The organism is Psychrobacter sp. CAM01, assembly GCF_032842965.1.
Taxonomy (GTDB): Bacteria; Pseudomonadota; Gammaproteobacteria; order Pseudomonadales; family Moraxellaceae; genus Psychrobacter; species Psychrobacter celer.
The window spans coordinates 1-24,954 of sequence record NZ_JAWJBL010000006.1 but is presented as its reverse complement, the minus strand read 5'-3'; the positions used below and the strand labels follow the sequence as shown (position 1 = coordinate 24,954).

Here is a 24,954-nt window from a genome sequence, read left to right as displayed (position 1 = left end):
GGTATAGCATGAGTCGTGAAATCTTAACGGTAGTAGAAACTGTCAGTAATGAAAAGGGCTTAAATCCTGAAGATATCTTTGAAGCTATAGAAGATGCTTTGGTGGTATCAACCAAGAAAAAAGTATATACCGACCAGCCAGAAGTGGCGGTACGCGTATCAATCGACCGTGCAACTGGCGATTATGATACTTATCGTTATTGGACAGTGGTTGCCGATGAAGATCACGAAATGCCTGCTTGTCAGTTGGCCATCAGTGACTTAGATCAAGACGAGTGGTCCATCGGTGACATCAAAGAAGAGCAGATCGAGTCGATTGAATTTGGCCGTATTGCTGCCACACAAGCCAAACAAGTCATTATCCAAAAAATCCGTGAAGCGGAGCGTGCACTGGTTGCAGACGCTTTTGAGCCACGTATTGGTGAGATGATGTATGGCGAAGTAAAAAAACAAACTCGTGATGGCTATATCATCGACTTAGGTGATAATGCCGAAGGCTATTTGTCACGCGATCAGATGTTGCCTCGTGAGCAGTTACGTCCAAAATCACGTATCAACGCTATTTTATATCATGTTAACCGTGAAAACCGCGGTGCCCAGCTGCTTTTATCACGCACGCACCCTGAGATGCTCTCAGCCTTGATGCAAAAAGAAGTGCCTGAAATTGCAGAGCAAATTATCGAAATCCGTAACGTCGCTCGCTTGCCCGGGACTCGTGCTAAAATAGCAGTCAAGACCAACGACCATCGTATCGATCCAGTTGGCGCTTGTATTGGTATGCGTGGTACGCGTATCCAAGCGGTGCAGCAAGAGCTCGATGGTGAGCGTATCGATGTGGTGGTGTGGTCAGATGACCCCGCTCAATTTATCATCAGTGCGCTAGAGCCAGCCGATGTTAGCAGTATCATCCTCGATGAAGACACCCAGACCGCTGACATTATCTTTAGCACCAACGACCAGCTCGCGCGTGCGATTGGCTCACAAGGTCAAAACGTCCGTCTGGCCTCAGAGCTGACTGGTTATAAGCTCAATATGATGCTAGAAGAAGAGTATCAGCAGCGTCAAGAAAACGAATCCAAAGCCTTTATTGAGCTGTTTTATGAGCGTTTGGAGGTCGACCATGATCTGGCACAAGCGCTGGTGGATATTGGCTTTACCAGTATCGAAGAAGTCGCCTACGTACCTGTAGAGACTTTCTATGATATCGAAGGTTTGGACGACGAAGCGATTGACATCATTCAAGAGCGTGCAAAAGAAGTGGTCATCGCAGATGAGCTGGTCAAACAACAAAACATGAAAGAGCCAAGTCAAGAGCTGCAAGAGCTTGAAGGGATGACGGTCAGCTGGGCCTATAAAATGGCACAAAAAGACATCATCACCGTAGATGACTTGGCAGAACAAGCCGTCTTCGATTTAGAAGATATCGAAGGATTAGATTCTGAAACTGCAGGACAACTCATCATGAAAGCTCGGGAATCTTGGTTCGATGAATAAGCGGTAACTGCATATCGCTGTCTTTTGGTGATATGCTATTGATAATAAAGCGCTGATAACAGGTACTCACACCGTCACAGGCATTATTGCCGTATCAATGCGGATAGATGAGCGCATGAAATCAGCCTTACCCCAATCATTTGTAGCCAACAACTGAATTGAACATATAGCAAATAATAGACAGTAGGTGATAATAAATGGCAGATAAGACCGTCAAAGAACTGGCAGATATGGTAGGCAAAACCGCAAGTGCTGTAAGACAGCAACTGGTGGATGCTGGGCTGCCTGCTCGCGCAGAGGATGACCCAGTCACCGAGCTTGAGCAAGAGAAGTTGGTGACGTATTTAAAGCAAAGTCATGGTCAGCAAGAAAAGCGCCGTATTAGTCTGAAGTCTAAGACGACTAGCACTGCGCGTGTGACCGGCTCTTCAGGTAAGTCTAAGAGCGTCAATGTGGAAGTGCGTAAAAAGAAAGTCTTTGAAAAACCAAATCCAGAAAAAATGGCTGAAGAGTTGGCTGCCCGTGAGCAAGCCTTAATCGAAGCCCAAGCTCGTGCTGCTAAAGAAGCAGAAGAACGTGCTGCTGCTAAGAAAAAAGCAGAAGAGCGTCAAGCGGCAACGCTGGCCGCTATGCGTGCAAGCCTAGGTTCAAGCAAAAAGTCTGACGATAAAAACGACGATATTTCAGCCTCTGTGGTGGTAAAAAAAGGTGGCAAAGCAGCCACTGAAGTGAAGCCAAAAGAGCAACCGAAGAAAAAAGCCGCTGCGACCAAACCGAAGGTAGAAACCGCTGCTGAGCGTAAAGCTCGTGAAGCACGCGAAGCCGAGGAAGCGCGTCTGCGTGAAATTGAGGCAGAAACACGCCGCAAGCAAGCAGAAGAAGCGCAAAAGCGTACGCTTGAGCAAATGCGTAAAATGGCAGGTAAATATACCGATCGTGAGCCTGTGGCAGAAGTGCGTAAAGATGAACCGTTGGCCGAAGGTCTGGTCGGTGATGCTCTAGAAGAGTCGTTTGAAAAAGAGCGCCGTGAGATCAAGCGTGGTGCTAATAGCACGGGTGCTCGTGGCCGCCGCCGTAAAAACCAAGATGAGCGTGAATTCAAAAACCGCAAAAACGGTTTACGTTCAACGCAAGCCTCACAGCACAAGTTTGAAAAACCTGTCGAAAAAATCGTCTATGACGTCGAAATCAGTGAGCACATCACTGTTGCAGATCTTGCACAGCGTATGGCAGTCAAGGCTCGTGAAGTCATTAAGTTACTGATGAAAATGGGTGAAATCGCTCGTGAATCAGACACCATCGATCAAGCGACAGCAAGTCTGATCGTTGAAGAGATGGGTCACAACCCTGTACCTGTCAGTGATACCAAGGTCGAAGACGATCTACAAGATGCTGTCGATGAGCGCAGCAGTAACGTGCAAACCCGTCCACCTGTCGTCACTATCATGGGTCACGTTGACCATGGTAAGACCTCATTGCTCGATAAGATTCGCGAGACCAAAGTAGCGACTGGCGAAGCGGGCGGTATCACTCAGCACATCGGTGCTTATCATGTTAAGACTGACCGCGGTGTGATTACTTTCCTTGACACCCCAGGTCACGCAGCATTTAGTGCCATGCGTTCGCGCGGTGCGCAAGCGACAGATATCGTCGTCTTGGTCGTGGCCGCTGACGACGGTATGATGCCGCAAACAGAAGAAGCCATCGACCATGCGCGCGCTGCTGGTACGCCGATTATCGTTGCTATCAACAAAATGGACAAGCCAAGTGCTGACCCAGATCGCGTCCTCAATGAGCTGACCACCAAAGAAGTGGTGTCAGAAGATTGGGGCGGTGATACCCCAATGGCACGTATCTCTGCTAAGACAGGCGACGGTATCGACGAGTTGTTAGAGCTTATCGGATTGCAAGCTGAGCTGATGGAGCTAGAAGCACCGCTTGATGGTTCAGCGCAAGGTGTGGTCATCGAGTCAAGACTAGAAAAAGGTCGTGGTCCTGTGGTGAGCGTGTTGGTCAAAAAAGGCACACTCAAGCAAGGCGACTTGGTATTGGCAGGTGAATACTACGGTAAAGTGCGCGCCATGACAGATGAGCGAGGTCAGCGTATCAAGTCAGCTGGCCCTTCTATTCCTGTCGAGATTTTAGGTTTACCTGAAACGCCAGCCGCTGGTAGCGAGTTCTTAGTCGTCACTGATGAGAAAAAAGCACGTGAAGTTGCGGACTTTAGAACCAATCGTGAGCGCGAGCGTCAACTCGAGCGTCAGAACAAAATGCGTTTAGAGAACATGTTTGATCAGATGGAACAAGGCGATGTATCGACCTTAAACATCGTGCTAAAAACGGATGTTCGTGGCTCATTAGAAGCCTTACTGGCCGCCTTAAACGAATTATCAACGGACGAAGTCAAAGTCAGAGTGATCAGCTCAGGTGTGGGCCCTATCTCTGAATCTGATGTCACGCTTGCTGAATCTAGCGAAGCGGTATTGCTCGGCTTTAACGTCCGCGCAGATAGCGCCGCACGCCGCAAAGCCGATGTTGCCAATATCGATATCCGCTACTATAGCGTCATCTATGGTCTAATCGATGATGTCAAAGCGGCAATGAGCGGTATGCTAGCGCCTGAGCATCGCGAACAAATCCTTGGTATCGCTGAGGTTCGCGAAGTCTTCCGCTCTAGTAAGTTTGGTGCTGCTGCTGGTTGTATGGTGGTCGAAGGTACAATCTACCGTAACAAGCCTATTCGCGTCTTGCGTGATGACAAGGTTATCTTTACCGGTCAGTTGCAGTCATTACGTCGCTATAAAGAAGACGTCAATGAAGTACGTACTGGTATGGAATGTGGCCTTGCGGTTCGTGGCTATGATGTCGAAGTGGGTGATAAGATCGAAGTCTTTGAAATCCAAGAGTTCGCTCGTACTATCTAAAAACAAAGCTAGATACAAACACCCCTCAGACCATAGGCTCTATCAGCCAAGTCTGAAAGGTGTGGTGGATAGACCGTAGTACAGAGGCCTAACAGGTACATCCTGCTAGGCCTTTTTTACCATAGATAAGTCCTCATAACCAAGTCACTTAACCAATAAAAATAAGCCATATTAACTAAGCCATACTAATATTAAGGTAATAACATGAATCAACGTTTACAACGCTTAGCCGATCAAATCCAGCGTGAGCTTGCCGTCCTTATTCGTGACGAAGTCAATGATCCGCGTCTGACCGGTTTTGTCACCATCTCTAGTGTCAAAGTCAGTCCTGATTTGGGTTACGCTGACATTTATGTCACTATCATGGAGCCAGGGCTCGATGATGCGATGACCAAGACCAATCATGAAGAAAGCGTCAATGTGCTCAATAAAGCAGCAGGATTTTTGCGTACCGAGCTTAGCCACAGCCTAAAAACACGTACAACCCCGCGTTTGCGTTTTCACTATGATGAAGTGACAGCGCATGGCAATTATATGATGGACTTGATCAATCAGGCCGTCAGCAAAACCGAAAAAAACGAGCATGACGAGTAAGCCCATATTATGTCTATCCCAGCGAAGCAAAATGACAAGATAAAAGTCTCAGGGGTTATTTTGGTAGATAAGCCCTATGGTCTGACCTCGCAGCAAGTGGTGTCCAAGGTTAAGTATTTGTTTAAATCCCCAAACCATGACAGCAAAAAAGCAGGCCATACGGGGACGCTTGACCCCATGGCCACCGGTCTGCTGCCGATTTGTCTGGGAGAGGCTACCAAGTTTAGCCACTATCAGCTAGATGCCGACAAATCTTATCAAGCCACCATTTTGCTTGGCGGCCAGACAGATACAGGGGATGCTCAAGGCCAAGTAATTGCAACGGCCTCTGTGCCGACATTTGATGCTGCCGCTTTAGAGGAGCTTGCTCAGCAGTTTTTAGGCGCGCAGCAGCAGATACCACCGATGTACTCTGCCCTAAAAAAAGACGGTAAAAAGCTCTACGAATATGCCCGCGCTGGTATCGACGTCGTGCGTGAGCCGCGAGATATTATCATCCGCTCTATTCGCCTAACAGCGCTCGATCATGAGCAAATTCAGCTAACCGTTACTTGTAGCAAAGGCACTTATGTGCGCGTGCTGGGTGAAGACATCGCTAAAGCGCTCGGTACACTCGGCCATCTCACTGCCCTGCGCCGCTTACAAGTTGGTAGCTTTAAGGTTGATAATGCCATCACTTTATCTGCTCTAGAAGATCTGCCATTGGTCGAGCGTTTCACGCAGCTGATGCCGATAGATGCCTGTATCGAGATACCTGCACAAATGACGCTGACGGCCGAGCAATGTCAGCGTGTCCATATGGGACAGCGTCTAAATGTGTCTGCACAATTGACAGATGAGCTACATGCTTATATATCCCAACAGATTCTCCAGTCTACCAGCAGCCAAGTAGTAGCAGCGGCTACTGCGGCTCACGAAACGACTGTGAGCAACACAGCTCTCGCCTCTGACGTACCAGTAGATATTCGTCTGCTAGATGAACAAGGTCAGTTTTTGGGTTTGGGTGCTGTCAGTCTAAACGGTAGGCTACAACCGAAAAAGCTTATTCAACGTTAATGTTACCGTTTTGGTTGATCAGCGGCTTATTGCCCGGTTGGCTTACTAACAGTTTACACTAATCACATATCGTCACATTTTATTGCAGGTTTCGCCTATGGTGAGACCTGTTTTTTTTGTACATTGATTAAGTCAGCGAGGGAAACGTGACATCATAATAATAAAAATACTCATAATAAAAATAACAATTAAGAGTTTTATTAAGATAAGAAAAAACAGGATGTTTGAATGGATTATAAAAATAATAATAAATTATAAGAAAAACTAGAAACGCATTATAGTTTTACTATAGAGGATTGAGAGGGAAGATAATAATAATTATCAATAAAAATATAAGTAAGTAAAAATAATGGATTATGGTTTTGCTATCTAAAAATAGAATAGTAAATACTTAGCTATAAATTTATAAAAAGTAGTTTCTAACAACGACAACGATAAGGATACAGATAACGATGAAGACCATTGCTTTCTTATTACATAATCACTTTGAACAAGCCGAGTATGAAGATGTCAATAACCAGCTAAAAGATAAAGGTTATCAGACAGTGTTGATTACTACTAACAAAGACAAGCAAGTCCAAGCGATGCAGCAAGACGTCGATAAAGCAGATACGTTTACTGCTGATATTTTTGCTAGCGAAGCAGACGCGAACGACTATGACGCGCTGGTCTTGCCGGGCGGTACCGTCAATGCTGATACCATACGCGGCAAGCAAGACGCCCATCGACTGATTCATGCTATTAATGATGCTGGTAAGCCTTTAGCGGCGATTTGCCATTCGCCTTGGGTGCTTATTAATGCCGGTATCGCAAAAGGTAAGACGCTTACGGCTTATCATTCGCTAAAGACAGATTTGCAAAATGCTGGGGCAGACTTTGTAGACCAGACCGTACAAGTCGATGGTAATTTGATTACCTCACGTAATCCAGACGATATTGACAACTTCGTTGCTGCTATTGACAAAGCATTATCGTAACTGCGTATGTGCAATATTTTGTCTATTACGTGTTCTGTCTAATAACTTTTAAACGCTAAGACTTATTTTACAATCAAGTTTTATTATCAAGAGGAAACTATCATGGCCAATTCAAACCCAAACGATACAAAGCTAGAACAACAACGCTCAGAATCAGCAAAGGCGGCACTAAAAAGCCAAACTGAAGACAATCACACAGAAGGTTCTGGGGCGGCGGCTGATAGAATTGCTGATAATTTAGAAAATGTAAAAAAAGATCAGTAATCAATACAGCTGATTTATGATTGAGTTTAGCTGTAGCTAAACAGAAATAATAAAAATAGGAGGGATTATGAGTCAGTCCACAGATAATATGGATCAACAAGAACAAGAAATTGAAAAACTGGCTGAGGATATCAATCCACGTGAAGATGCGACGCCAGATAGCTTAGCAGAAGCCACCACGGTGCCTCTAGAGGACAACGAGTTGGGCACGCATGCGACACAAAAAGATGCAAAAAAATAGAAGCTTTTTATAGTCAGTGGGAAAAAAACTGTCATAAGTTCCAAAGCGCTACTGGGATGAATTTTTTGCAGCCTCTGTGTATACAGCATGCAAGGAAAATTTATACCAGTAGCCCTATAATATTTTTAAACTGAATCTACTATCATCTTTTGGCGCGTTTGAGTCGGTTTGTATCTTACGCTTTTTATCACAAACTAATATGAAAAACTGCTGCGAGGTCAGCAGTTTTTTGTTATAATTGCCGCCACATTTAAATTTGGTTTGAAGATAGCATTAGGCTTAAATCATTGCGCTCATAAGGAGCGAGATAAAGCCGTGACTTATCTGCTTTTTTTAGATGATGATCTTATGTGATTGAGCTTAGCGACACTAGGTCAACTCTAGTAATGCAGGGTTGTCCTGAATGCCGTATAAGCTGTTTTACTTTTTATTTTACTGCTTTATATATCGCTCAAATTCGAGCATATTTAAAGCTTTTAGCATTGCCGGAGATATTTATGCTAACCAATACTGATCGCGAACAAATCATTGCCCAATACCAGCGCAGCGAAAACGACACGGGTTCTCCAGAAGTACAAGTAGCGTTGTTAAGTGCACGTATCAATGACTTGCAAAACCATTTTAAAGAGCACAAAGCTGACCATCATAGCCGCCGCGGCCTTATCCGTATGGTAAACACGCGTCGCAAATTGCTTGATTACCTAAAAGGTAAAGATCTTGGTCGCTATACCACTCTTATTAGCCAGTTAGGTCTACGTCGTTAATACAGCGACGATAGTATGAGCGCTCATTCAGATAAGTGACGCCCCTTTAGGCGCTAACTGTCAAGCTTCTAGCAGAGCGCGTCACACTTACTTGCTGATATCGATACAATAGATTTTTCTAAAAACGGTGTGGAATAGTTTCACGCCGTTTTTTTATGCTTATTTATAAGAAGTTAAGAAATTAAGAAGTTAAGAAGTAATACTGTCTGCATCGGTGGTACGTGTGGCACGCGTGCTGTGTGTTATTCTTACTGTCTGTTATAGTGATAATGGCCGATCATCAGCGGTGGACGTGCCGTTTTGTAATTGATTGGTCAATAGCCACAAATCACTGTAAAATAATGCATTGTTAACTTGATGGCTTAGCGATTGTTAGATAGAGGACTTGCCAGTGAGTAGGGTGTTTATGCAGGGAGTGCCAATAAGGCAGTCATCATAAATATATTGCACAAGGTAGCATAAGATGCAGGTAGCTAAGCGCGCTGCATCGGTTTTAGATAATAGATCGATCAAACGATAGTAAGACCACATCTGCACAGCCACATATACATACCAGCAAAATATCTGTGGCAGGCATGGATACAAAGATCGTAATAAGATATGTCGCCGCGGCTATGACATAGCAAACGATGTCAGTCAGCGGGCGGCTATATTCAAAGAATTTTAATGACAGATATCAGCTTTATACGATGCTGATATTAGTTTTTGTCAGTCAACATTAGGAAGATTATATGACAATGTTTAATACCATTAAGCGCGAATTTCAGTATGGCGACCAGCAGGTTGTCATCGAAACAGGACGCGTGGCTCGTCAAGCCAACTCTATTTTGATTCATATGGGCGGGGTGACTGTCCTTGTAGCAGCGGTAGTAAAGTCAGAAGCCAAAGAAGGTCAAAACTTCTTTCCGCTCACCGTAAACTATCAAGAAAAAATGTATGCCGCGGGTAAAATCCCAGGCGCTTATGGCAAACGTGAAGGCCGCGCCAGCGAGTTTGAGACCCTTACCTCGCGTCTTATCGACCGTCCGATTCGCCCGTTGTTTCCTGAAGGCTATGTAAACGAAATCCAAATCACCGCCACCGTGGTGTCATCAGACAAGACTCAGTCTGCTGATATCGCAGCGCTTATCGGTGCGTCAGCGGCACTTGCTATCTCTGATGCGCCGTTTAATGGCCCTGTCGCGGCAGCGCGTGTTGGTTTTATCAATGGTGAATATGTACTCAACCCAACGCTTGAGCAGCTAGAGAGTAGTGATCTGGATTTGGTGGTTGCCGGTACCAAGTCAGCAGTGTTGATGGTAGAGTCTGAGGCTGCAGAGCTGTCAGAAGATCAGATGTTGGGCGCTGTGTTATACGGTCATCAGCAGCAGCAAATCGTCATCGACAATATCGCCTCTTTGGCAGAAGAAGTCGGCACTGCCAAGCAAGAATTTGCGGCACCTGAGCGAGATCAGACGCTTGAGAGCAGCATGAAAGCGCAGTTTGGTGAGCAAGTGGCTGATGCCTATACCATCACCAACAAACAAGATCGCTATAGCAAACTTGATGATATCAAAAATGCTGCCATCGAAGCGCTGGCAGGGGATAGCGAATCAGAAGACTATGACAGTAAAGTCTCTGAGATAAAAGACATTTACGAAGATCTGAAATACCGCACCGTTCGTGACAATATCTTATCAGGTAAGCCGCGTATCGATGGCCGTGACCTTGAGACCGTGCGTGCGCTAGACGTGCAAGTTGGCGTATTACCTTATACCCACGGTTCTGCGCTATTTACGCGTGGTGAGACGCAGGCGCTAGTAACCACGACGTTGGGTAACAGCCGTGATGTCAATATGATTGATTCACTAAGCGGTACGATTCGTGATCATTTCATGCTGCATTACAACTTCCCGCACTTTTCTGTCGGCGAGACAGGCCGTGAAGGTATCCCTAAGCGCCGTGAGATCGGTCATGGTCGCCTAGCGCGCCGCGGTGTTCAAGCCATGCTACCAGATAGCGAGCGCTTCCCGTACGTCATTCGTGTGGTATCGGAGATTATCGAGTCAAATGGTTCGTCTTCTATGGCGTCTGTGTGCGGGGCCAGCTTGGCATTGATGGATGCTGGCGTACCTCTAAAAGCACCTGTGGCAGGTATTGCTATGGGTCTGGTAAAAGAAGGCGATCGCTTTGCTGTCCTATCAGATATCTTAGGTGACGAAGATCATTTGGGCGATATGGACTTTAAAGTGGCGGGCTCAAAAGACGGTATCACTGCGCTACAGATGGATATCAAAATCGAAGGTATCACCCCTGACATCATGGAGCAAGCGCTAAAGCAAGCGCATGCGGGTCGTATCCATATCTTAGATGCAATGAATAAAGTACTGCCTGAGAGCCGTACTGAAATCAACGCGCATGCACCAAACTATGCGGTCATCGAGATCAATCCAGACAAGATCCGTGATGTCATCGGTAAAGGCGGCGCCATGATTCGTCAGTTGACTGAAGAGACTGGTGCAGTCATTGATATCGATGACGGTGGTACGATTCGTATCTTTGGTGAAAACAAAGCAGCGACCAAAGCGGCAATTGGTAAAATCGAAGCATTGACAGCTGAAGTGGAAGTAGGCAAAACGTATGCCGGTACGGTTGCTCGTATCGTAGACTTTGGTGCCTTTGTCAATGTACTGCCAAACACCGATGGCCTTGTGCATATCTCACAAATCGCAGAAGAGCGCGTCGAGAGCGTATCAGACTATCTGAGCGAAGGCCAGGCAGTCAATGTCTTGGTTCAAGACGTCGATAACCGTGGTCGTATTAAGCTGACCATGAAGGGTGTTGAGCAAAAATAAGCTGTCGTTATAAGCGTGTGATGCGTCTTATAAACACCCAAAACCGCTTTAAGTTGTTCTTTATGAATGCTTAAGGCGGTTTTTTTTGGCCGTTATAAAGCCGATAGATCATATAGCACAATACATATGTTGCTGGTGTCGACTGGGGTGTCGGTTAGACTTAAGCAAGCACGGCTGCTATTTGGCAGATTGTCTTAATGGATGCCTAAATGTCAAAATGCTTGGGGACGTGTATATCGATACGCAGTTTGGGCAGATCTTGTAAATGCTGCATCAAAAGCGGTAATGTCTCTGTAGCCCAATCTGGCGGTACGGCGTTTGCTAAATGCGCGGTAGCAGGTGAGTGCTGCCGCGTAGTATTATAAATTAAGGGACGGGCCAGAAGAGCGGCCCTACGCATTCCTTGATAGCGTATCAGCGGTATCAGCTGCTCACGTAACTGTATCAACGCGGCAGTCAGCCAGCGCATACGAGCCGAATGGTAGGGATGGTCTGATATCACAAGATTGGCAATGTGGCTTGGCTGATTGCCATTACTACTGGCTGCAAGTCCCGCTTGCTCGCGCATGCGCTTATGCAAAAGACAGCTGCCCACGTGCAAGCTACCGTCGCGGCAGGCACGATGATAGCGCTGGTAGTTATCAGGAAACAGCGTTTTGGCGCGTGTGAGAATAGGGTCCAACAAAATACCAGCAGTATTGACAGGCAGGATAAGCAGCTGCGCGCTACTATTTAAGATAGGGGCGTGAGTGAGTTGGATGCTTGCCATGATCAGCCCCTTAAAAAAATCCTTATTGCTCAGTGGTTTTGCTGGCGTTATCCGCTTCTAGCTGGGCGATTTGCTGTTCGAGTAGAGCGATTTGCTCTGCTTTCATATCTGCAAGTTTTTTATTCATTGCTAATTGCTCAGCGGCCAGTTTTTCTTGCTCGGCGAGACGTTGGCGCTCATCTTCTAACCGATCAATCTCTTCTTTGGCTAAGCTATTATTCTGTGGTAGCGGTGCTTGTAGGATGGCTTTTGGATCTGGTATTTGGCTGCTGGCCATCGCAGCGCTATTGTTTTCGGTATTTATCGTATCATTATCACGGCTGGTGCCATCATCAGCCGTGTCATCTATGTTACTTTCTACAGCACTCTTTTCTATATCGCTCTTTATATCATCTGGTGAGACATCGGGAGACGCTACCGTATTTGTTGTTTTAGTCTGTTCAGGCTGAGACTGCGTCCAAATAAAGTAACCAAAAGCTGCAACAAGCAAAACCAATATCACAGCGACTGCGGCTTTTGAGTGCGATTTAGAGGGTTTGTTGTTTAGATGCTTATTTAATAAAGGGTGCGGTTTTTTGTTTTTCATACTTTGGTCGATTTATGTCAAAGATATCAGTGGCCATACTATAGCAAACTCAAAATAAAAAGCCTATCTATTAAAAGATAGGCTTAAAACACCGTTAAAGAATAAAACACGTCGCTGTCATCAAATAGCGACATGTACCGTTTAGGGCTTAAACTTTACTGTTCCGCTGGTGCCTGTCACCATGGCATCGCGAGCGATCTGGTCTTCGGCATGGTTTTTGGCACTGATGGCATCAGGATCTGGACGGCGCTCTGTGTGCCCGCACTGGGTACACTCGATATATTCATCAGCTACGGGCGTGACGATATTTATCTGCACTACCGCATCCATCGCCTGACATTTAGGGCAACGAACGCCTGCTAAAAACCGGCGCTTGGGGGTTGATGATTGATAACGCATTTAGATGCCCTCGCGCGTGCTGTGACGCGTGCTATGAGTAGTATCGGTATTTTGCATGCCTTGAGTCGCGACAAAACCGCTATGGCGCAATAAAGCATCAATACTGGCACTACGGCCACGGAAGTTTTCAAAATTGGTCTTGGCAGGGAAGCTACCACCGACCGACAAAATCGTCTCACGAAACGCCTTACCAGTGATTGGGTTAAAGATACCGTCTTCTTCAAACTTACTAAAGGCATCGGCGGAGAGCAGCTCTGCCCACTTGTACGAGTAGTAACCAGCCGCATAGCCGCCTGCAAAGATATGACTAAAGCCATTGGCAAAACGGTTGTAGTCGGGGGTTTGCATGAGAGCGACGTCACGACGTACCGCATCTAATGTCGCCAAAATACCGTCATAATCAAGTGCTGGCGTGTGTGCATGAATCAGCAAATCAAACAAGGCAAACTCGATTTGACGTAAGGTCTGCATGCCGCTTTGGAAGTTTTTTACTGCCAGTAGAGCATCAAGCTTGTCGGTTGGTAGTGGCTCGTCAGTATCGACGTGACTACTAATCAGCGCGATGCCCTCGCTGTCCCATGCCCAGTTTTCCATAAACTGACTGGGCAGCTCGACGGCGTCCCATTCAACCCCATTGACCCCAGCCACATCGCCGACCGTCACTTGGGTCAGTAAATGATGGAGACCGTGACCAAATTCATGAAATAAGGTCAATACTTCATCATGGGTCAATAAGCTTGGCTTGCCATCTAAAGCAGGGGTGAAGTTGCCAACCATAAAGCAAACTGGTAGCTGCTGATGCTCTGTGGCCTCATGACGATAGCGCGACTGAAAGCCACTCATCCATGCGCCGCCGCGCTTGCCACTACGAGCAAACAAGTCGAAGTAAAACCCTCCAAGCAATGTATCATCAGCATCGAACAACTGATAAAAACGCACGTCATCGTGCCAACGCGACACCGACTCGCTGTGCTCTTGTACCTTGATACCGTATAGGCGCTCAACGATTGTAAACAAGCCGCTGATGACTTTTGGTAAGGGGAAATATGGACGGATCTCTTCTTGCGATAAGCTAAACTTGCTTTGTTTGACTTTTTCGGCGATATAAGCGCTGTCCCAGGGCTGTAGCTCATCAATACCGTAGTCTTGGGCGCATGTCTGTAGCTGCGCTAAGTCCTGCTGCGCCGCTGGCGTGGCCTGCGTGGCCAAGTTGCGCAAAAAGTCTTCGACCTCTGTCACACTGTCCGCCATCTTGGTCGATAAAGAAATCTCTGCATAATTATCAAAACCCAACAGCTTGGCTTTTTGCTCACGCAGCTGCAAAATCTGACTCATGATATCCGCGTTATTCAGCGACTCGCCTTTGGCATTGGTATGCGTGTCAAACTCTGAGGCACGGGTCACATACGCGCGGTATAGTGTCTCGCGCAAATCGCGGTCGTCGGCATGGGTCATAATGGCCAAATATACAGGGATGTTTAAGCTGGCCACATAATAAGGCGTCGGTAGTGCATCGACATCGGCCTGCGAGAGCGTACCACGAGCCAGCTCACGCGCTTTATATTGTTCACCTGCATCTGCTAGCAGTGCTAAGCCACTGTCGGTTAACCCTGCCAACTGCGCTTGGCTAAGCGGCAGAGCATAGGCTTGAGTGGCGTCCAAAATATGGTCTGAAAACGTCGCAGATAAAGTTGAGAGCTTGCTTTGAATATCAGCAAAAGCCGCTTGCTCCTCTTTTGGCAATGCCACGCCTGATAGCTCAAAGCTACGCAGTGCCAGCTCAATCGCCCGTGCGCGCGCAGGCTCAAGCGCTGCAAAAAACGCTGTGTCATTTTTGATGGCTTGATAACGGCCAAAGAGCGGTTGGTGTTGGCCGACGCGTGTGCCATAAGCGGAAAGCTTGGGGAGCAGCTCGTGATGTACCTGACGGATATCATCATTACTCATCACGCTATTTAGATGCGACAAAATCCCCCAACTGCGGTCCAACGCCAAATTGATATGGTCAAAGCTCATCACATCTGCCAGTGCTTGCTCAGTACTGATTTGGCGGTCAGCTGGCAAGGAGTCTAAAGCGGGCATTGTATCTAAAAAAGCATTGGCCGCATCAATGGCGCTGCGGACTTGGTCTTGTAGAGTGGCGGGTGAGACGTTGTCAAAATCGACAAGGTGTAATGCTGGGGAAATGGCTGTCATAGCGGCATCCGATATCTGATATGAATGAATAATTGACAATCATGCGTTTGGCATGAGGTGGTGTAGGTGGCCTTATTGTTTTGTTTATAAGCTGTATAAAAGATGGGTTCGTTTGCCAAAAATACAACCTACGCGCCAGTCATACCGCAAACAGTGCAAAATCGCAAACGGTGTAAGCAGGGCGGCATTTTTTGAGTCAGGTGGTTTTATATACAATGATTTATACAATAAAGAGTGCTTCGCTTACAAAGCGCTATCATTTGCTTGCAAATTCACCCTATAGAGCGTGAGGTTTAGCTGTTAGCATCAAGGTAATGGACTATCAGCACAGAAATGACAGACAGTACAACATTAAAAATAAACAGCTCTGTCTTTTAAATGGATGTTTTTCTAAGCGGTTTTTTTGATAGAAGACACCGTTTAATAAACAATAAGTGTAATAAATATTAGGTTTAATAAATACTAAAAAACCGTGAAACCATAATAAAACAAGGAGCAATATATGAAAGCAACTCTAAAGAGCTTACGTGAAACTAAAGCCAACCCTGCGGTCAGTATCTTTGTCAAAACGCATCGTGAGCACCCTGCCAACGATCAAGACCCTATTGCCCTAAAAAACCAATTAAAAGTCGTCGAAGAGCGCTTAAACAGTGAGTATGATAAGCGTACGGCTACTACTATTTTGGACAATATCTACGCAAAAACCAAAGAGCTTAATCATAACTATAACCTCGACACCTTAGCGATATTCGCCAGCACCGATGATGTAAAAGTCATCCGTATGCCGATCGATACCCAAGAGCGCGTCGTTATCTCAGATCGCTTTGCCACTCGTGATCTAGTACGTGATATGGCAAGTGCCGTCCACTATTACACCGTGGTGCTAACCCGCGAACATGCACGCCTCATCGAAGCCTCAAACGATCGCGTCATCAGAGAGTTTGATAAAGATGACGATGCTCAAAATAACATGGAAAACATCCCATTCCCTGTAGAGAATAATGGTCCTTATACTACAGGCGATGGTGGCTCAGATCGCTCATCAAACAACGAAAGCAGCTATCTCAAAGAGTTCTTTAATCAGGTCGATAAAAGCGTGCAAGAGCTGTGGGGCGATAACAAAATGCCACTGGTCATCGTGGGTGATGCCAAAAACATCGGCTACTATAAAGAAGTCTGTGACCGTCCTGACAATATCATTGCTACCGTCACCAATGCGACCAACCTAGAAGATGGCAGCGCCCAGCATATCATCGATAGCGTACAAGAGGCGGTCGAGGGCTATCGCTCGTCACTACATCAAGAAGCCCTCGGTGAGATAGATAAAGCACGTGGCGCCAGTATGCTCCAGACTGATTTGCAAGAAATCTATCGCAGTGCCTATCAAGGCGTGGGCGAGACCCTCTATGTCCGCCGCGGTTATATCCAACCTGCACAGATAGATGAACAAGCGCAAACCCTGAGCCTCGCAGATGACCCAGCTGCTGATGGCGTGACGGATGATGCCGTCGGTGAGATCATTGAGCATGTCATCCATAATGGTGGTAAAGCGGTGTTTATGCCACAAGATATCATGGGTGAAGACCAACCGATTGCTCTGGTAACGCGCTACTAAAACGGGGCTGCCAGATACTGTCGTTACGCGATGACGCATTAGCCATCGGCGGCAGTTAGGTATAACATAAGAGCATTGGTTCACAACGAATCAATGCTCTTTTTACGTCGGTTTTGGCTCACCGCAGACCATGCCACCTTTATCTTACATACTGAGTTTATGACCAAACCTATGACTACCACGACTTCTTTTGTTTTAACCAGCTATAACATTCATAAAGGCATGTCGCCGATGAACCGCCAAGTCAAAATACAAGGCATCGCGCAAGCGCTCGATATCATAGGTTCTGATGTGCTGTGTTTGCAAGAAGTGCAGGGTCAAAACCTAAAGCGCAATATGCAATACAATGAGTACCCTGACCAGTCTCAGCATGAGTGGTTTGGCGAATACCTAAAACTGCAAAACAGCTACGGCAAAAACTCAGAGTACGAAAATGGCCATCATGGTAACGCGGTGCTCAGTCGCTTTCCCTTAGACCCAAAGCATAACGTCAATATCACCGTCAATAAGCTAGAGCAGCGCGGCGTTCTCCACTGTGAAGTACAACCCGTCGGCTGGGAGCGGCCAGTGGTGATATTGTGCGCACACCTAAACTTGTTTGAGCGCGACCGTATCAAACAGTACGAGGCCATCGCTAATTATGTACGTAACGAAATCGATGACGACCAACCTCTGGTTTTGGCCGGGGACTTTAATGACTGGAAAAAAATGTCTTGTGATAAGTTGGCAGCTAGCCTCGGCATGACGGAGGCCTTTAAGCACTGTCATGGCAAGCTCTTGCCCACCTTTCCAGCCAAGCTACCGGTGCTCAGTTTAGATCGTATTTATGTGCGTAATCTGACGGTCAAAGACGCATGGGTGCATACGGGCAAGCCTTGGTCGACCCTATCTGATCATCTGCCGCTCAGTGCTGAGCTGACCTTATAGCGGGTGCAGCTTATGAGAGTTACGACACCGACCCTGATGTATGAGCACATGTATAAACGTATGTATAAAAAACCAAAAACACTTTAATCAATAGACGGATAAGGATATATACCATGTCTAATTTAACAACCGAAAAACCACTGCCAACCACACAGCACGCTGTCCTCATCAAAGAGTTTGGTGCACCTGAAGTGATGCAGTACCAAGACGGGGTGGCGATGCCATCGTTGGCAGACGAGCAGGTTTTGGTCGAAGTGGCGTATGCAGGGATAAACCCCGTCGATTATAAGACGCGTCAAGGCAAAGGCTGGGGCGCAGAGGCAATTCAAAACAATAAGTTTGATAAAAACGAGCCAGCAATTTTGGGTTTCGATGTCGCAGGTACGGTGGCAGATAGCCGTAGTGATAAATTTGCCATTGGTGACCAGGTGGCGGCTTTGAGCTTTGAGGGCAGCTGCTACGCTGAATATGTGGCAGTGGATGCCAAACTGCTGGCCAAAGTGCCCAACCCTGTCACCCTAAAGCAAGCAGGCGCACTGCCTTGTATTGGCCAAACCGCGCTACAGTTTGTTGAGTTTGCTGCTATTAAAAAAGGCCAGCACGTCGTCATCAATGCACCCGCAGGCGGGGTGGGGCACCTAGCGATACAGCTATTGATGGATAAAGTAGACAACGACGATATCAAGGTCACGGTTATTTGCTCACCTGAGAAGTATGAAAAGCTTGCAGACTTAATCGATAAAGACGAGCTGGCAGGCTGGATTGACTATACCAAAGACGCGGCGTTTCCTGATCTGCAAGCTGATGTGCTACTGGATCTGGTCGGTGACGAGGCAGGCGTACGAGCGCTGAGCGTGCTCAAGCCCGCGGCTCGCGTTTTTGTGTTGCCGACTATCTGGGTTGATAAACTCAAAGCAGCAGGTGAGCAAAAGCAGCTAACGGTCACAGGCTACAAAGCGCAGCGCAGCGGTGATGATATGGCACGCGTTTTACAGCTCATCGCTGATGGAAAGTTGCGCTTAAAGATTCAAAGCGTCTACCCACTCTCGGAAGTGGTGGCGGCGCATCGTGAGCTACAAAAAGGCGATGCCTTTGGCAAGATAGTCTTACAAGTAAAATAAAAGACCGATTAGCCAGACCCTTGCAGTTATATTCGTTAAGTTGGCTGTAGGTGCCGAAAAGTTAGGCTGATGCGCCCATCGGCGACGGTTTTTGTCTTAGTGATGCTGTGTTTCCAAAAGCGCTGCGTCTCGCCATGCATGACGATTAGCTGACCGGACTCAAGATAAAGCGCGACTTTGTCTTGAGTTTTTTTGTGCTTAAAGACAAATTTACGTGTGGCACCCAGTGATAAAGAAGCAATCACAGGCCGTGCGCCCAGCTCTTTTTCATCATCGGCGTGATAGCCCATGCCATCATGACCTGTCGGATAATAATTGAGCAGACAAGAATTGAAATTGGTATCAATACCGATGCTTGATAGTTGCTGTTCAATATGGTGTTTCACGTGAAACACGGTATCTGACCATGGTAGGCTGTGACGGGTATGTCCTGAGTACTGATAGCTCAGATCTTTTTCACCCATCCATACCACTTGGCGAGTGGTGATGTGCGTCTTGCCAAATAAGGTCACGCTATCAGGCTGCCATGGTAGCTCGGCCAATAATGCATCGTAGAGCTGGCAATCATCATCGATGATGCGGCCGAAGTCATTTACCCTACCATCATAAGGCAATAAGTTATCGGTTGGGGCAGGGGCAAAAAGGTCGCTCATGGCTTATATTGCTCAGCTTAGTGACTGTTTTTATAATGCTCATTGATAATTTGCGCGCACAGTTTGGGCGCTTCCATTGGCAACAGATGACCGTAATTTGGCAAAGAGATGATACTGTCGGCAGGGACGAATTTTTGCCACTGCTTACGGACTTTATTGCTGATAAATAAGGTCGGCTTGCCCGTGATCAGTGTATAAGGGCAGCGGAGGTTTTTTAGAGCGGTGTCGATATGCGGCGCACCAAAATAGTTGGCAAGCTCTTGCTCTGGGGCAAACATCAGCGTGTGGCTACCATCGGCATTGACGCTCAAGCTTTGCTCAGCAAACACGTATAAATGCGCATCGCTGATGCGTTTGTAGGCTCGGTTGGCGCGTAGGGTTTGATAGTACGCATCAACGCTCGCCCAAATAGTGGGTTTGGTCAGCGTACTTTTAAATGGCTCTCGACTGAGCAAAAACCGCCGCGGCAATAAGTTATACAGTCGTGCTTGGTTTTTGGTAAAGGTGACCGGCTCTATCAGATACAGCTGGGAGAATAAATCTGGGCGTTTGGCGGCGGCCATGGCGGTGGCAGTGGCACCTTGCGAATGACCGATACCCACCACAGGCCGATCTTGGGTGCGCTCCAAAAATTCAATCAATAGCTCAGCGTCTTGCTCACGAGTGAGGCGGCGTTTTTGCGGCTTATCGTACCAGTAGCCGCGTAGGGCAAGCGCACTGATATCAAACGTTGCTGCCAGCTCATGCAGCAGCGGCGTATAAGTACCGACCGTAAAGCTGTTGCCTCCATAAAAGTGCGCAGGCGCACGTTTGTTGTGCTCTGCTGCTACTGATGGGTTGAGACTGCCAAGGTCGTAGTAGCGTGCTTGTTTGCCGCTTAGGTTGATACGATGGGTAAAGGCTTCCATAAACTGCCCACTTCCTTATGTTTTATTTTTATGATGATGGCGGTCTAGGGGGTGTCTTCGCCCAAAAACCCGCCGCTTTGACGCTGCCACAAGCGCGCATAGACGCCGCCTTGTGTCAACAGCTCGTCATGGCTACCTTGCTCGATGATTCGACCTTTTTCCATCACTACCAGCCTATCGAGCGCAGCGATGGTAGAGAGGCGATGGGCAATGGCAATCACAGTTTTGCCGGTCATGATATCGTTGAGGCTCTCGGTAATGGCAAACTCAATCTCAGAGTCAAGCGCGCTGGTGGCCTCATCCAATAACAAGATCGGCGCGTTTTTTAGCATAACACGAGAGATGGCGATGCGCTGACGTTGACCGCCGGAGAGTTTGACGCCACGTTCACCCACTTGAGTATCAAGACCTGTATTGCCTTTATCGTCATATAAGTCTTTGATAAAGTCCCATGCTTGGGCTTGTTTGGCGGCATGGATAATCTCTTCGTCAGAGGCGTCGGGACGGCCATAAGCGATGTTTTCACGTACGGTACGATGCAGCAGTGAGGTGTCTTGGGTCACCATACCGATCTGCTGACGCAGAGAGTCTTGTGTGACGTCATCGATCGCTTGACCATCGATATATATCTTGCCGCGATCGACATCAAAAAAGCGCAGCAGCAAGTTGACCAAAGTGGATTTGCCCGCTCCTGAGCGCCCGACCAAGCCGATTTTTTCTCCTGGTTTGATATCCAAATAAAAGTCATCAAGCAGCTTGACCGAATTGTCTTGCGCCATGTCAGTGGTCGCTACCGACGGTTTAAACGTTTTATCGGTGGCGTGAAGGGTATCGCGGTCTTCATTCTCATAGCTAAAGTCGACATGATCAAAGACGATATGCCCCTCGGTGACGCGTAGTTCAGCTGCGTCTGGCTTATCGACAATCGTCTGCGGCGCGGATAGCGTGCGCATGCCGTCTTGTACCGTGCCGATACTCTCAAAGAGGCTGGCAGTCTGCCACATGATCCAGCGCGTCAGGCCATTGAGGCGTAGCGCCATCGCCGTCGCCGCGGCAATCGCCCCGACCCCGACCGCGCTTTGTTGCCATAGATACAGGCCAATCCCTGCGGTACTACTAACCAAAATCACACTGATAAGATGGGTAAAAATTTCTAAATAACTGACCCAGCGCATCTGCGCATGTACCGTTCCTAAAAATTGCCCCATGGCGTTTTTGGCATAGCCAAGCTCACGGCGTGAGTGGCTAAACAGCTTGACGGTCATGATATTGGCATAGGCATCGGTGATACGCCCCGTCATCAACGCGCGCGCGTCTGCTTGTACGATGGCGGTTTGTTTGAGTTTTGGAATAAAATACCATATCGCCAGCGCCACCAACCCAAACCAGAGGATAAAGGGAATCAATAATAAGCTGTCTAAATTAAATAAAATAATGCCACTGGTCACAAAATATACGGTGACATACATAAACATATCTGTGACGGTCATCACCGTATCACGCACCGCAAGCGCTGTCTGCATGACCTTGGCCGAGACGCGTCCAGAAAACTCGTCTTGATAAAACTGCATGGACTGCCCAAGCATACGCTGATGAAAACGCCAGCGCATCTGCATGGGAAACACGCCTTGCAAGGTCTGAAAATGAATAAACGAGGATAAAGCAATCCAAAACGGGCTGACAATCATCACCGCCAACATCAGCAGCAGCATATCGCCTTTTTCTAGCCATAAGTTCTGCGGCGTATAGACGCCAAGCCAGTCGACGATATCGCCAACCCATGCAAACAGCATCGCTTCATAGATACCGATGCCTGCTGACAACACCATAAACAGCAGCAGCCAGCCGCGCAGTCCCTTTGTACAAGCCCACAAAAAATGCAGCATACCGTCACGAGGCGAAGGCAGCGGCATGGGGGTGGTGGGGAAGGCCGGTAAGCGGTTTTCAAAAAAGCGAAATAGAGCATTCATAGGCAGTGATAAAACATCAATAGCAGTACGCCAAAACAAACGATGACGGTCGTTATTTTGAATCTTTACTTTGTGATAGGAAGTGCTGGCTATTTTAGCAAAATTCCCTGTCAGACCTGCAGGCTAATTGTAATTGCATGAACACGGGTGCCATGAATATCAGCACAATAAAACACCAAAAAGCCATTGTTGTATTGGAAATATTTTGTTACGTTTTATGGTTTTTGTATTGTTTGCTATGGCTTTGCATATTGCTGACGCGCGATGTTGCTCTGACATGAATAAAGGATAGAGGTAGGGGTTATGATGTATTTGGTGGTAGCAGTACTGTGCAGTGTGGCCGTCTCGGTACTGCTCAAAATCCTGCGGCAAAAAAATATCGATATTCGCCAGACCATCGTCGCAGGTTATCCTGTGGCTTTTTTGCTGACATGGTTTTTATTAACGCCAGATGTCAGCGGCATCAGCACGCTTGGCAACGCTTGGGGCATCATTTTGGCGCTGGGGATACTGCTGCCGACGGTTTTTATTATCTTGGGCCGTGCGATTGCATCGGTCGGCATGGTCGCAACCGACGCCGCCCAGCGCTTGTCGTTGATTATTCCTATTATCGCCGCTTTTTTATTATTTGGTGAGGTGCTGACGGGCACGCGAGTACTCGGTCTGGTCTTAGGGTTTTTGGCGTTGGGGGCGTTGGTTTACCGGCCCAAACATACCGGTGGAGGCGAGCACGCTAGTATGAGCCAGCCAGCCGCGCGTACTCCGCTATGGCTATTTGGTGTATGGGCAGGCTATGGCATCGTCGATATCTTGTTTAAACAAGTCGCCAAACAAGGCACGGCCTTTCCACTGACGCTGTTTGTCAGCTTTGGCGTCGCAGGATTGTTATTGCTGATTTATTTGCTTGTGACACGCGTGCGTTGGCAGGGTAGTGCCTTGGCAGCAGGGCTATTACTGGGCGCTCTAAACATGGGTAATATCTATACGTATGTGCGCGCCCACCAAGTATTGTCCGACTCTCCTAGTATAGTCTTTACTGGGATGAACGTCGGGGTCATCGCCGTCGCGACGCTCATCGGCGTGGCTGTGTTTAAAGAGCGGCTCGGTCGTATCAATGTGCTAGGCTTGCTGCTAGCGATTGGCTGTGTGGCGGTACTGTTTTTGGCATAAGGTTTTGGCATAAGAGTTTGATGTAAGGCTTTGGTGTACGTGGTTTGGCATAAAATTCTTATACCTGTAGTCGATGCACTCTAAAAAGAGCATGGCGCTACTGAAATGCTGTTTTTAAACGTAGGTTGCGCAGCCTTTGGGAACGCAGCACGCCAGTAAAACTTATACCAGTAGCGTATTTAAATTTATATAACCGTTTTATTTTCAACTGGCTATTTTTAACTGATATAGCATAAAAATTGGCGGCGCTGTCACGCATCCTATATAGGCAGATACAGCATCCTATGGTAAGGTTATCTACAAATAGCAAGGCTCATATAGATTGAGCCAATTGGTGATGTTTGGTTTTAATCAATAAAAATAGGATACCTTTTCAATGGAATACCAAAAACAACGACAGCGTATAAAGGATGGTTCAGGGTTTATCGCCGCGCTTGATCAAAGTGGCGGCAGCACACCAAAAGCCCTAGAAAACTACGGCATCAGCAGCGATGCCTATGACAATGATGACGCGATGTTTGATCTGGTGCACGAGATGCGCGCGCGTATCATGACCTGCGACTGCTTTGATAATAAGCGCGTGCTGGGGGCGATTTTATTTGAAGACACCATGGAGCGTGAGGTCAGTGGCAAGCCAACGGCAAACTATCTGTGGGAAGATAAAAACATCGTGCCGTTTTTAAAGGTCGATAAGGGTTTGGCCGAGCAAATGAGCGGCGTACAAGTCATGCGCCCGATGCCAGAGCTAGACGCGCTACTGGATAAAGCCAAAAACTATCCCGTGTTTGGTACCAAAATGCGCTCGGTGATTTATGAGCCTAACGTCGATGGGATTGAGCTGGTGGTGCAGCAGCAGTTTGATGTGGCTAAGCAAATCCTCTCCAAAGGTTTTATGCCCATCGTAGAGCCTGAGGTTAATATCGATAGCGCCCAAAAGCATGAGTGTGAAGTGATACTCAAAGCAGATATTTTGCGTAACCTTGAGCGTCTAAGTGACGACCATCAAGTGATGCTCAAACTAACCTTGCCAGAAGAAGAGGGTTTTTACCAAGAGCTGATCGATCATCCAAAAGTGTTAAGAGTCGTTGCCTTATCTGGCGGTTATAGTCGTCGTGAGGCCTGCGAAAAGCTTAAGAAAAACCCCGGTATGATTGCCAGTTTCTCGCGTGCGTTTACCGAAGGGTTGAGCAAACAACAAAGTGATAAAGAGTTTGCTGATACCATGAATGCCTCGATTGCAGAGATTTATCAGGCCTCAAATGTGTAAACGGCTCTTTGGCTAAGAAATACTTATCATAAAAAAGCTCGCTTCTTATGCATGTAGAAGCGAGCTTTTTGCTATATAAAGTCATTAGACCTCTTGCAAAAGTAGTTGTAAGACACAACGTATATTATTGAACTCTACTTACTTAATAGATATGCCAAACATAGATAAGCTACTCAAACAAAGTGACGCTGGTTTTAAACGCTACACTGGCATTCATAAAGCCACC

At 47.1% G+C, this 24,954-nt stretch carries 21 protein-coding genes; 14 read left to right on the top strand and 7 right to left on the bottom strand.

All coding sequences use genetic code 11. The features are described from left to right. Window positions 1-8 precede the first annotated feature (8 nt). From nusA to pnp, 9 genes are all read left to right on the top strand, one after another. Window positions 9-1,493 (top strand): transcription termination factor NusA, encoded by a 1,485-nt coding sequence (nusA, locus tag R0I52_RS03045; protein ID WP_105244514.1) that lies wholly within the window; start codon window positions 9-11, stop codon window positions 1,491-1,493. Between the two features lie 197 nt (window positions 1,494-1,690). Beyond that, complete coding sequence (gene infB, locus R0I52_RS03040; protein ID WP_317053105.1) at window positions 1,691-4,417, top strand: translation initiation factor IF-2; 2,727 nt, start codon at window positions 1,691-1,693, stop codon at window positions 4,415-4,417. Between the two features lie 204 nt (window positions 4,418-4,621). Beyond that, window positions 4,622-5,011, top strand: coding sequence for a ribosome-binding factor A (locus tag R0I52_RS03035; protein ID WP_105244516.1), 390 nt, complete (start codon window positions 4,622-4,624; stop codon window positions 5,009-5,011). A 9-nt stretch (window positions 5,012-5,020) separates the two neighbouring features. Continuing rightward, the gene (gene truB / locus R0I52_RS03030) at window positions 5,021-6,067 is read left to right on the top strand and encodes a tRNA pseudouridine(55) synthase TruB (RefSeq protein ID WP_317053104.1); all 1,047 of its coding nucleotides are present in this window, start codon (window positions 5,021-5,023) and stop codon (window positions 6,065-6,067) included. A 452-nt stretch (window positions 6,068-6,519) separates the two neighbouring features. Continuing rightward, window positions 6,520-7,044 (top strand): type 1 glutamine amidotransferase domain-containing protein, encoded by a 525-nt coding sequence (locus R0I52_RS03025; protein WP_317053103.1) that lies wholly within the window; start codon window positions 6,520-6,522, stop codon window positions 7,042-7,044. Between the two features lie 102 nt (window positions 7,045-7,146). Continuing rightward, window positions 7,147-7,308: a hypothetical protein gene (locus R0I52_RS03020; protein ID WP_317053102.1), complete on the top strand. Its 162-nt coding sequence runs from the start codon at window positions 7,147-7,149 to the stop codon at window positions 7,306-7,308. Window positions 7,309-7,375: 67 nt separating this feature from the next. Then, a complete protein-coding gene (locus R0I52_RS03015) occupies window positions 7,376-7,549 on the top strand; it encodes a hypothetical protein (protein WP_201585067.1) in 174 nt (57 codons plus the stop codon). A 497-nt stretch (window positions 7,550-8,046) separates the two neighbouring features. Beyond that, complete coding sequence (gene rpsO / locus R0I52_RS03010; protein WP_075101373.1) at window positions 8,047-8,313, top strand: 30S ribosomal protein S15; 267 nt, start codon at window positions 8,047-8,049, stop codon at window positions 8,311-8,313. Window positions 8,314-9,044: 731 nt separating this feature from the next. After that, entirely contained in the window at window positions 9,045-11,147 is a 2,103-nt protein-coding gene (gene pnp, locus R0I52_RS03005) for a polyribonucleotide nucleotidyltransferase (RefSeq protein WP_317053101.1), read from the top strand. 205 nt (window positions 11,148-11,352) lie between these two features. Here pnp and R0I52_RS03000 read toward each other — a convergent pair whose 3' ends face one another. From R0I52_RS03000 to R0I52_RS02985, 4 genes are all read right to left on the bottom strand, one after another. Beyond that, window positions 11,353-11,916: a hypothetical protein gene (locus tag R0I52_RS03000; RefSeq protein ID WP_317053100.1), complete on the bottom strand. Its 564-nt coding sequence runs from the start codon at window positions 11,914-11,916 to the stop codon at window positions 11,353-11,355. Between the two features lie 22 nt (window positions 11,917-11,938). Further along, window positions 11,939-12,502, bottom strand: a complete 564-nt coding sequence (locus R0I52_RS02995) for a hypothetical protein (protein WP_317053099.1) — start codon at window positions 12,500-12,502, stop codon at window positions 11,939-11,941. A gap of 141 nt (window positions 12,503-12,643) precedes the next feature. Continuing rightward, entirely contained in the window at window positions 12,644-12,901 is a 258-nt protein-coding gene (locus R0I52_RS02990; RefSeq protein ID WP_192993378.1) for a YheV family putative metal-binding protein, read from the bottom strand. Beyond that, window positions 12,902-15,097 (bottom strand): M3 family metallopeptidase, encoded by a 2,196-nt coding sequence (locus R0I52_RS02985; protein WP_317053098.1) that lies wholly within the window; start codon window positions 15,095-15,097, stop codon window positions 12,902-12,904. Between the two features lie 502 nt (window positions 15,098-15,599). On the opposite strand from R0I52_RS02985, the gene R0I52_RS02980 reads away from it, so the two are divergent. From R0I52_RS02980 to R0I52_RS02970, 3 genes are all read left to right on the top strand, one after another. Next, window positions 15,600-16,712 carry a hypothetical protein gene (locus R0I52_RS02980; protein WP_317053097.1) on the top strand — a complete coding sequence of 371 codons (1,113 nt, stop codon included), beginning with the start codon at window positions 15,600-15,602 and terminating at the stop codon, window positions 16,710-16,712. A gap of 171 nt (window positions 16,713-16,883) precedes the next feature. After that, the gene (locus R0I52_RS02975) at window positions 16,884-17,639 is read left to right on the top strand and encodes an endonuclease/exonuclease/phosphatase family protein (protein ID WP_317053175.1); all 756 of its coding nucleotides are present in this window, start codon (window positions 16,884-16,886) and stop codon (window positions 17,637-17,639) included. 113 nt (window positions 17,640-17,752) lie between these two features. Continuing rightward, window positions 17,753-18,760 carry an NADP-dependent oxidoreductase gene (locus R0I52_RS02970; protein ID WP_317053096.1) on the top strand — a complete coding sequence of 336 codons (1,008 nt, stop codon included), beginning with the start codon at window positions 17,753-17,755 and terminating at the stop codon, window positions 18,758-18,760. Window positions 18,761-18,795: 35 nt separating this feature from the next. On the opposite strand, the gene R0I52_RS02965 is transcribed toward R0I52_RS02970, so the two are convergent. From R0I52_RS02965 to R0I52_RS02955, 3 genes are read right to left on the bottom strand one after another with little or no spacing between them, the layout of a single operon-like run. Further along, window positions 18,796-19,413 carry an alpha-ketoglutarate-dependent dioxygenase AlkB family protein gene (locus tag R0I52_RS02965; protein WP_317053095.1) on the bottom strand — a complete coding sequence of 206 codons (618 nt, stop codon included), beginning with the start codon at window positions 19,411-19,413 and terminating at the stop codon, window positions 18,796-18,798. 17 nt (window positions 19,414-19,430) lie between these two features. After that, window positions 19,431-20,321, bottom strand: a complete 891-nt coding sequence (locus R0I52_RS02960) for an alpha/beta hydrolase (protein WP_317053094.1) — start codon at window positions 20,319-20,321, stop codon at window positions 19,431-19,433. A 44-nt stretch (window positions 20,322-20,365) separates the two neighbouring features. Continuing rightward, window positions 20,366-22,291: an ABC transporter ATP-binding protein gene (locus R0I52_RS02955; protein WP_317053093.1), complete on the bottom strand. Its 1,926-nt coding sequence runs from the start codon at window positions 22,289-22,291 to the stop codon at window positions 20,366-20,368. 303 nt (window positions 22,292-22,594) lie between these two features. Between R0I52_RS02955 and R0I52_RS02950 the strand changes: the two genes are divergently transcribed. Together R0I52_RS02950 and R0I52_RS02945 are read left to right on the top strand one after the other, a co-directional pair. After that, window positions 22,595-23,461: an EamA/RhaT family transporter gene (locus tag R0I52_RS02950; RefSeq protein ID WP_317053092.1), complete on the top strand. Its 867-nt coding sequence runs from the start codon at window positions 22,595-22,597 to the stop codon at window positions 23,459-23,461. A 376-nt stretch (window positions 23,462-23,837) separates the two neighbouring features. Then, on the top strand, window positions 23,838-24,728 hold the full coding sequence (locus tag R0I52_RS02945; RefSeq protein ID WP_317053091.1) for a fructose bisphosphate aldolase: 891 nt from the start codon (window positions 23,838-23,840) through the stop codon (window positions 24,726-24,728). Window positions 24,729-24,954: the final 226 nt, after the last annotated feature.

Bases quoted from the DNA above. Each gene is read 5' to 3' on its own strand.
- nusA (WP_105244514.1), top strand. From the start codon at position 9: ATGAGTCGTGAAATCTTAACGGTAGTAGAAACTGTCAGTAATGAAAAG.
- infB (WP_317053105.1), top strand. From the start codon at position 1,691: ATGGCAGATAAGACCGTCAAAGAACTGGCAGATATGGTAGGCAAAACC.
- R0I52_RS03035 (WP_105244516.1), top strand. From the start codon at position 4,622: ATGAATCAACGTTTACAACGCTTAGCCGATCAAATCCAGCGTGAGCTT.
- truB (WP_317053104.1), top strand. From the start codon at position 5,021: ATGTCTATCCCAGCGAAGCAAAATGACAAGATAAAAGTCTCAGGGGTT.
- R0I52_RS03025 (WP_317053103.1), top strand. From the start codon at position 6,520: ATGAAGACCATTGCTTTCTTATTACATAATCACTTTGAACAAGCCGAG.
- R0I52_RS03020 (WP_317053102.1), top strand. From the start codon at position 7,147: ATGGCCAATTCAAACCCAAACGATACAAAGCTAGAACAACAACGCTCA.
- R0I52_RS03015 (WP_201585067.1), top strand. From the start codon at position 7,376: ATGAGTCAGTCCACAGATAATATGGATCAACAAGAACAAGAAATTGAA.
- rpsO (WP_075101373.1), top strand. From the start codon at position 8,047: ATGCTAACCAATACTGATCGCGAACAAATCATTGCCCAATACCAGCGC.
- pnp (WP_317053101.1), top strand. From the start codon at position 9,045: ATGACAATGTTTAATACCATTAAGCGCGAATTTCAGTATGGCGACCAG.
- R0I52_RS03000 (WP_317053100.1), bottom strand. From the start codon at position 11,916: ATGGCAAGCATCCAACTCACTCACGCCCCTATCTTAAATAGTAGCGCG.
- R0I52_RS02995 (WP_317053099.1), bottom strand. From the start codon at position 12,502: ATGAAAAACAAAAAACCGCACCCTTTATTAAATAAGCATCTAAACAAC.
- R0I52_RS02990 (WP_192993378.1), bottom strand. From the start codon at position 12,901: ATGCGTTATCAATCATCAACCCCCAAGCGCCGGTTTTTAGCAGGCGTT.
- R0I52_RS02985 (WP_317053098.1), bottom strand. From the start codon at position 15,097: ATGACAGCCATTTCCCCAGCATTACACCTTGTCGATTTTGACAACGTC.
- R0I52_RS02980 (WP_317053097.1), top strand. From the start codon at position 15,600: ATGAAAGCAACTCTAAAGAGCTTACGTGAAACTAAAGCCAACCCTGCG.
- R0I52_RS02975 (WP_317053175.1), top strand. From the start codon at position 16,884: ATGACTACCACGACTTCTTTTGTTTTAACCAGCTATAACATTCATAAA.
- R0I52_RS02970 (WP_317053096.1), top strand. From the start codon at position 17,753: ATGTCTAATTTAACAACCGAAAAACCACTGCCAACCACACAGCACGCT.
- R0I52_RS02965 (WP_317053095.1), bottom strand. From the start codon at position 19,413: ATGAGCGACCTTTTTGCCCCTGCCCCAACCGATAACTTATTGCCTTAT.
- R0I52_RS02960 (WP_317053094.1), bottom strand. From the start codon at position 20,321: ATGGAAGCCTTTACCCATCGTATCAACCTAAGCGGCAAACAAGCACGC.
- R0I52_RS02955 (WP_317053093.1), bottom strand. From the start codon at position 22,291: ATGAATGCTCTATTTCGCTTTTTTGAAAACCGCTTACCGGCCTTCCCC.
- R0I52_RS02950 (WP_317053092.1), top strand. From the start codon at position 22,595: ATGATGTATTTGGTGGTAGCAGTACTGTGCAGTGTGGCCGTCTCGGTA.
- R0I52_RS02945 (WP_317053091.1), top strand. From the start codon at position 23,838: ATGGAATACCAAAAACAACGACAGCGTATAAAGGATGGTTCAGGGTTT.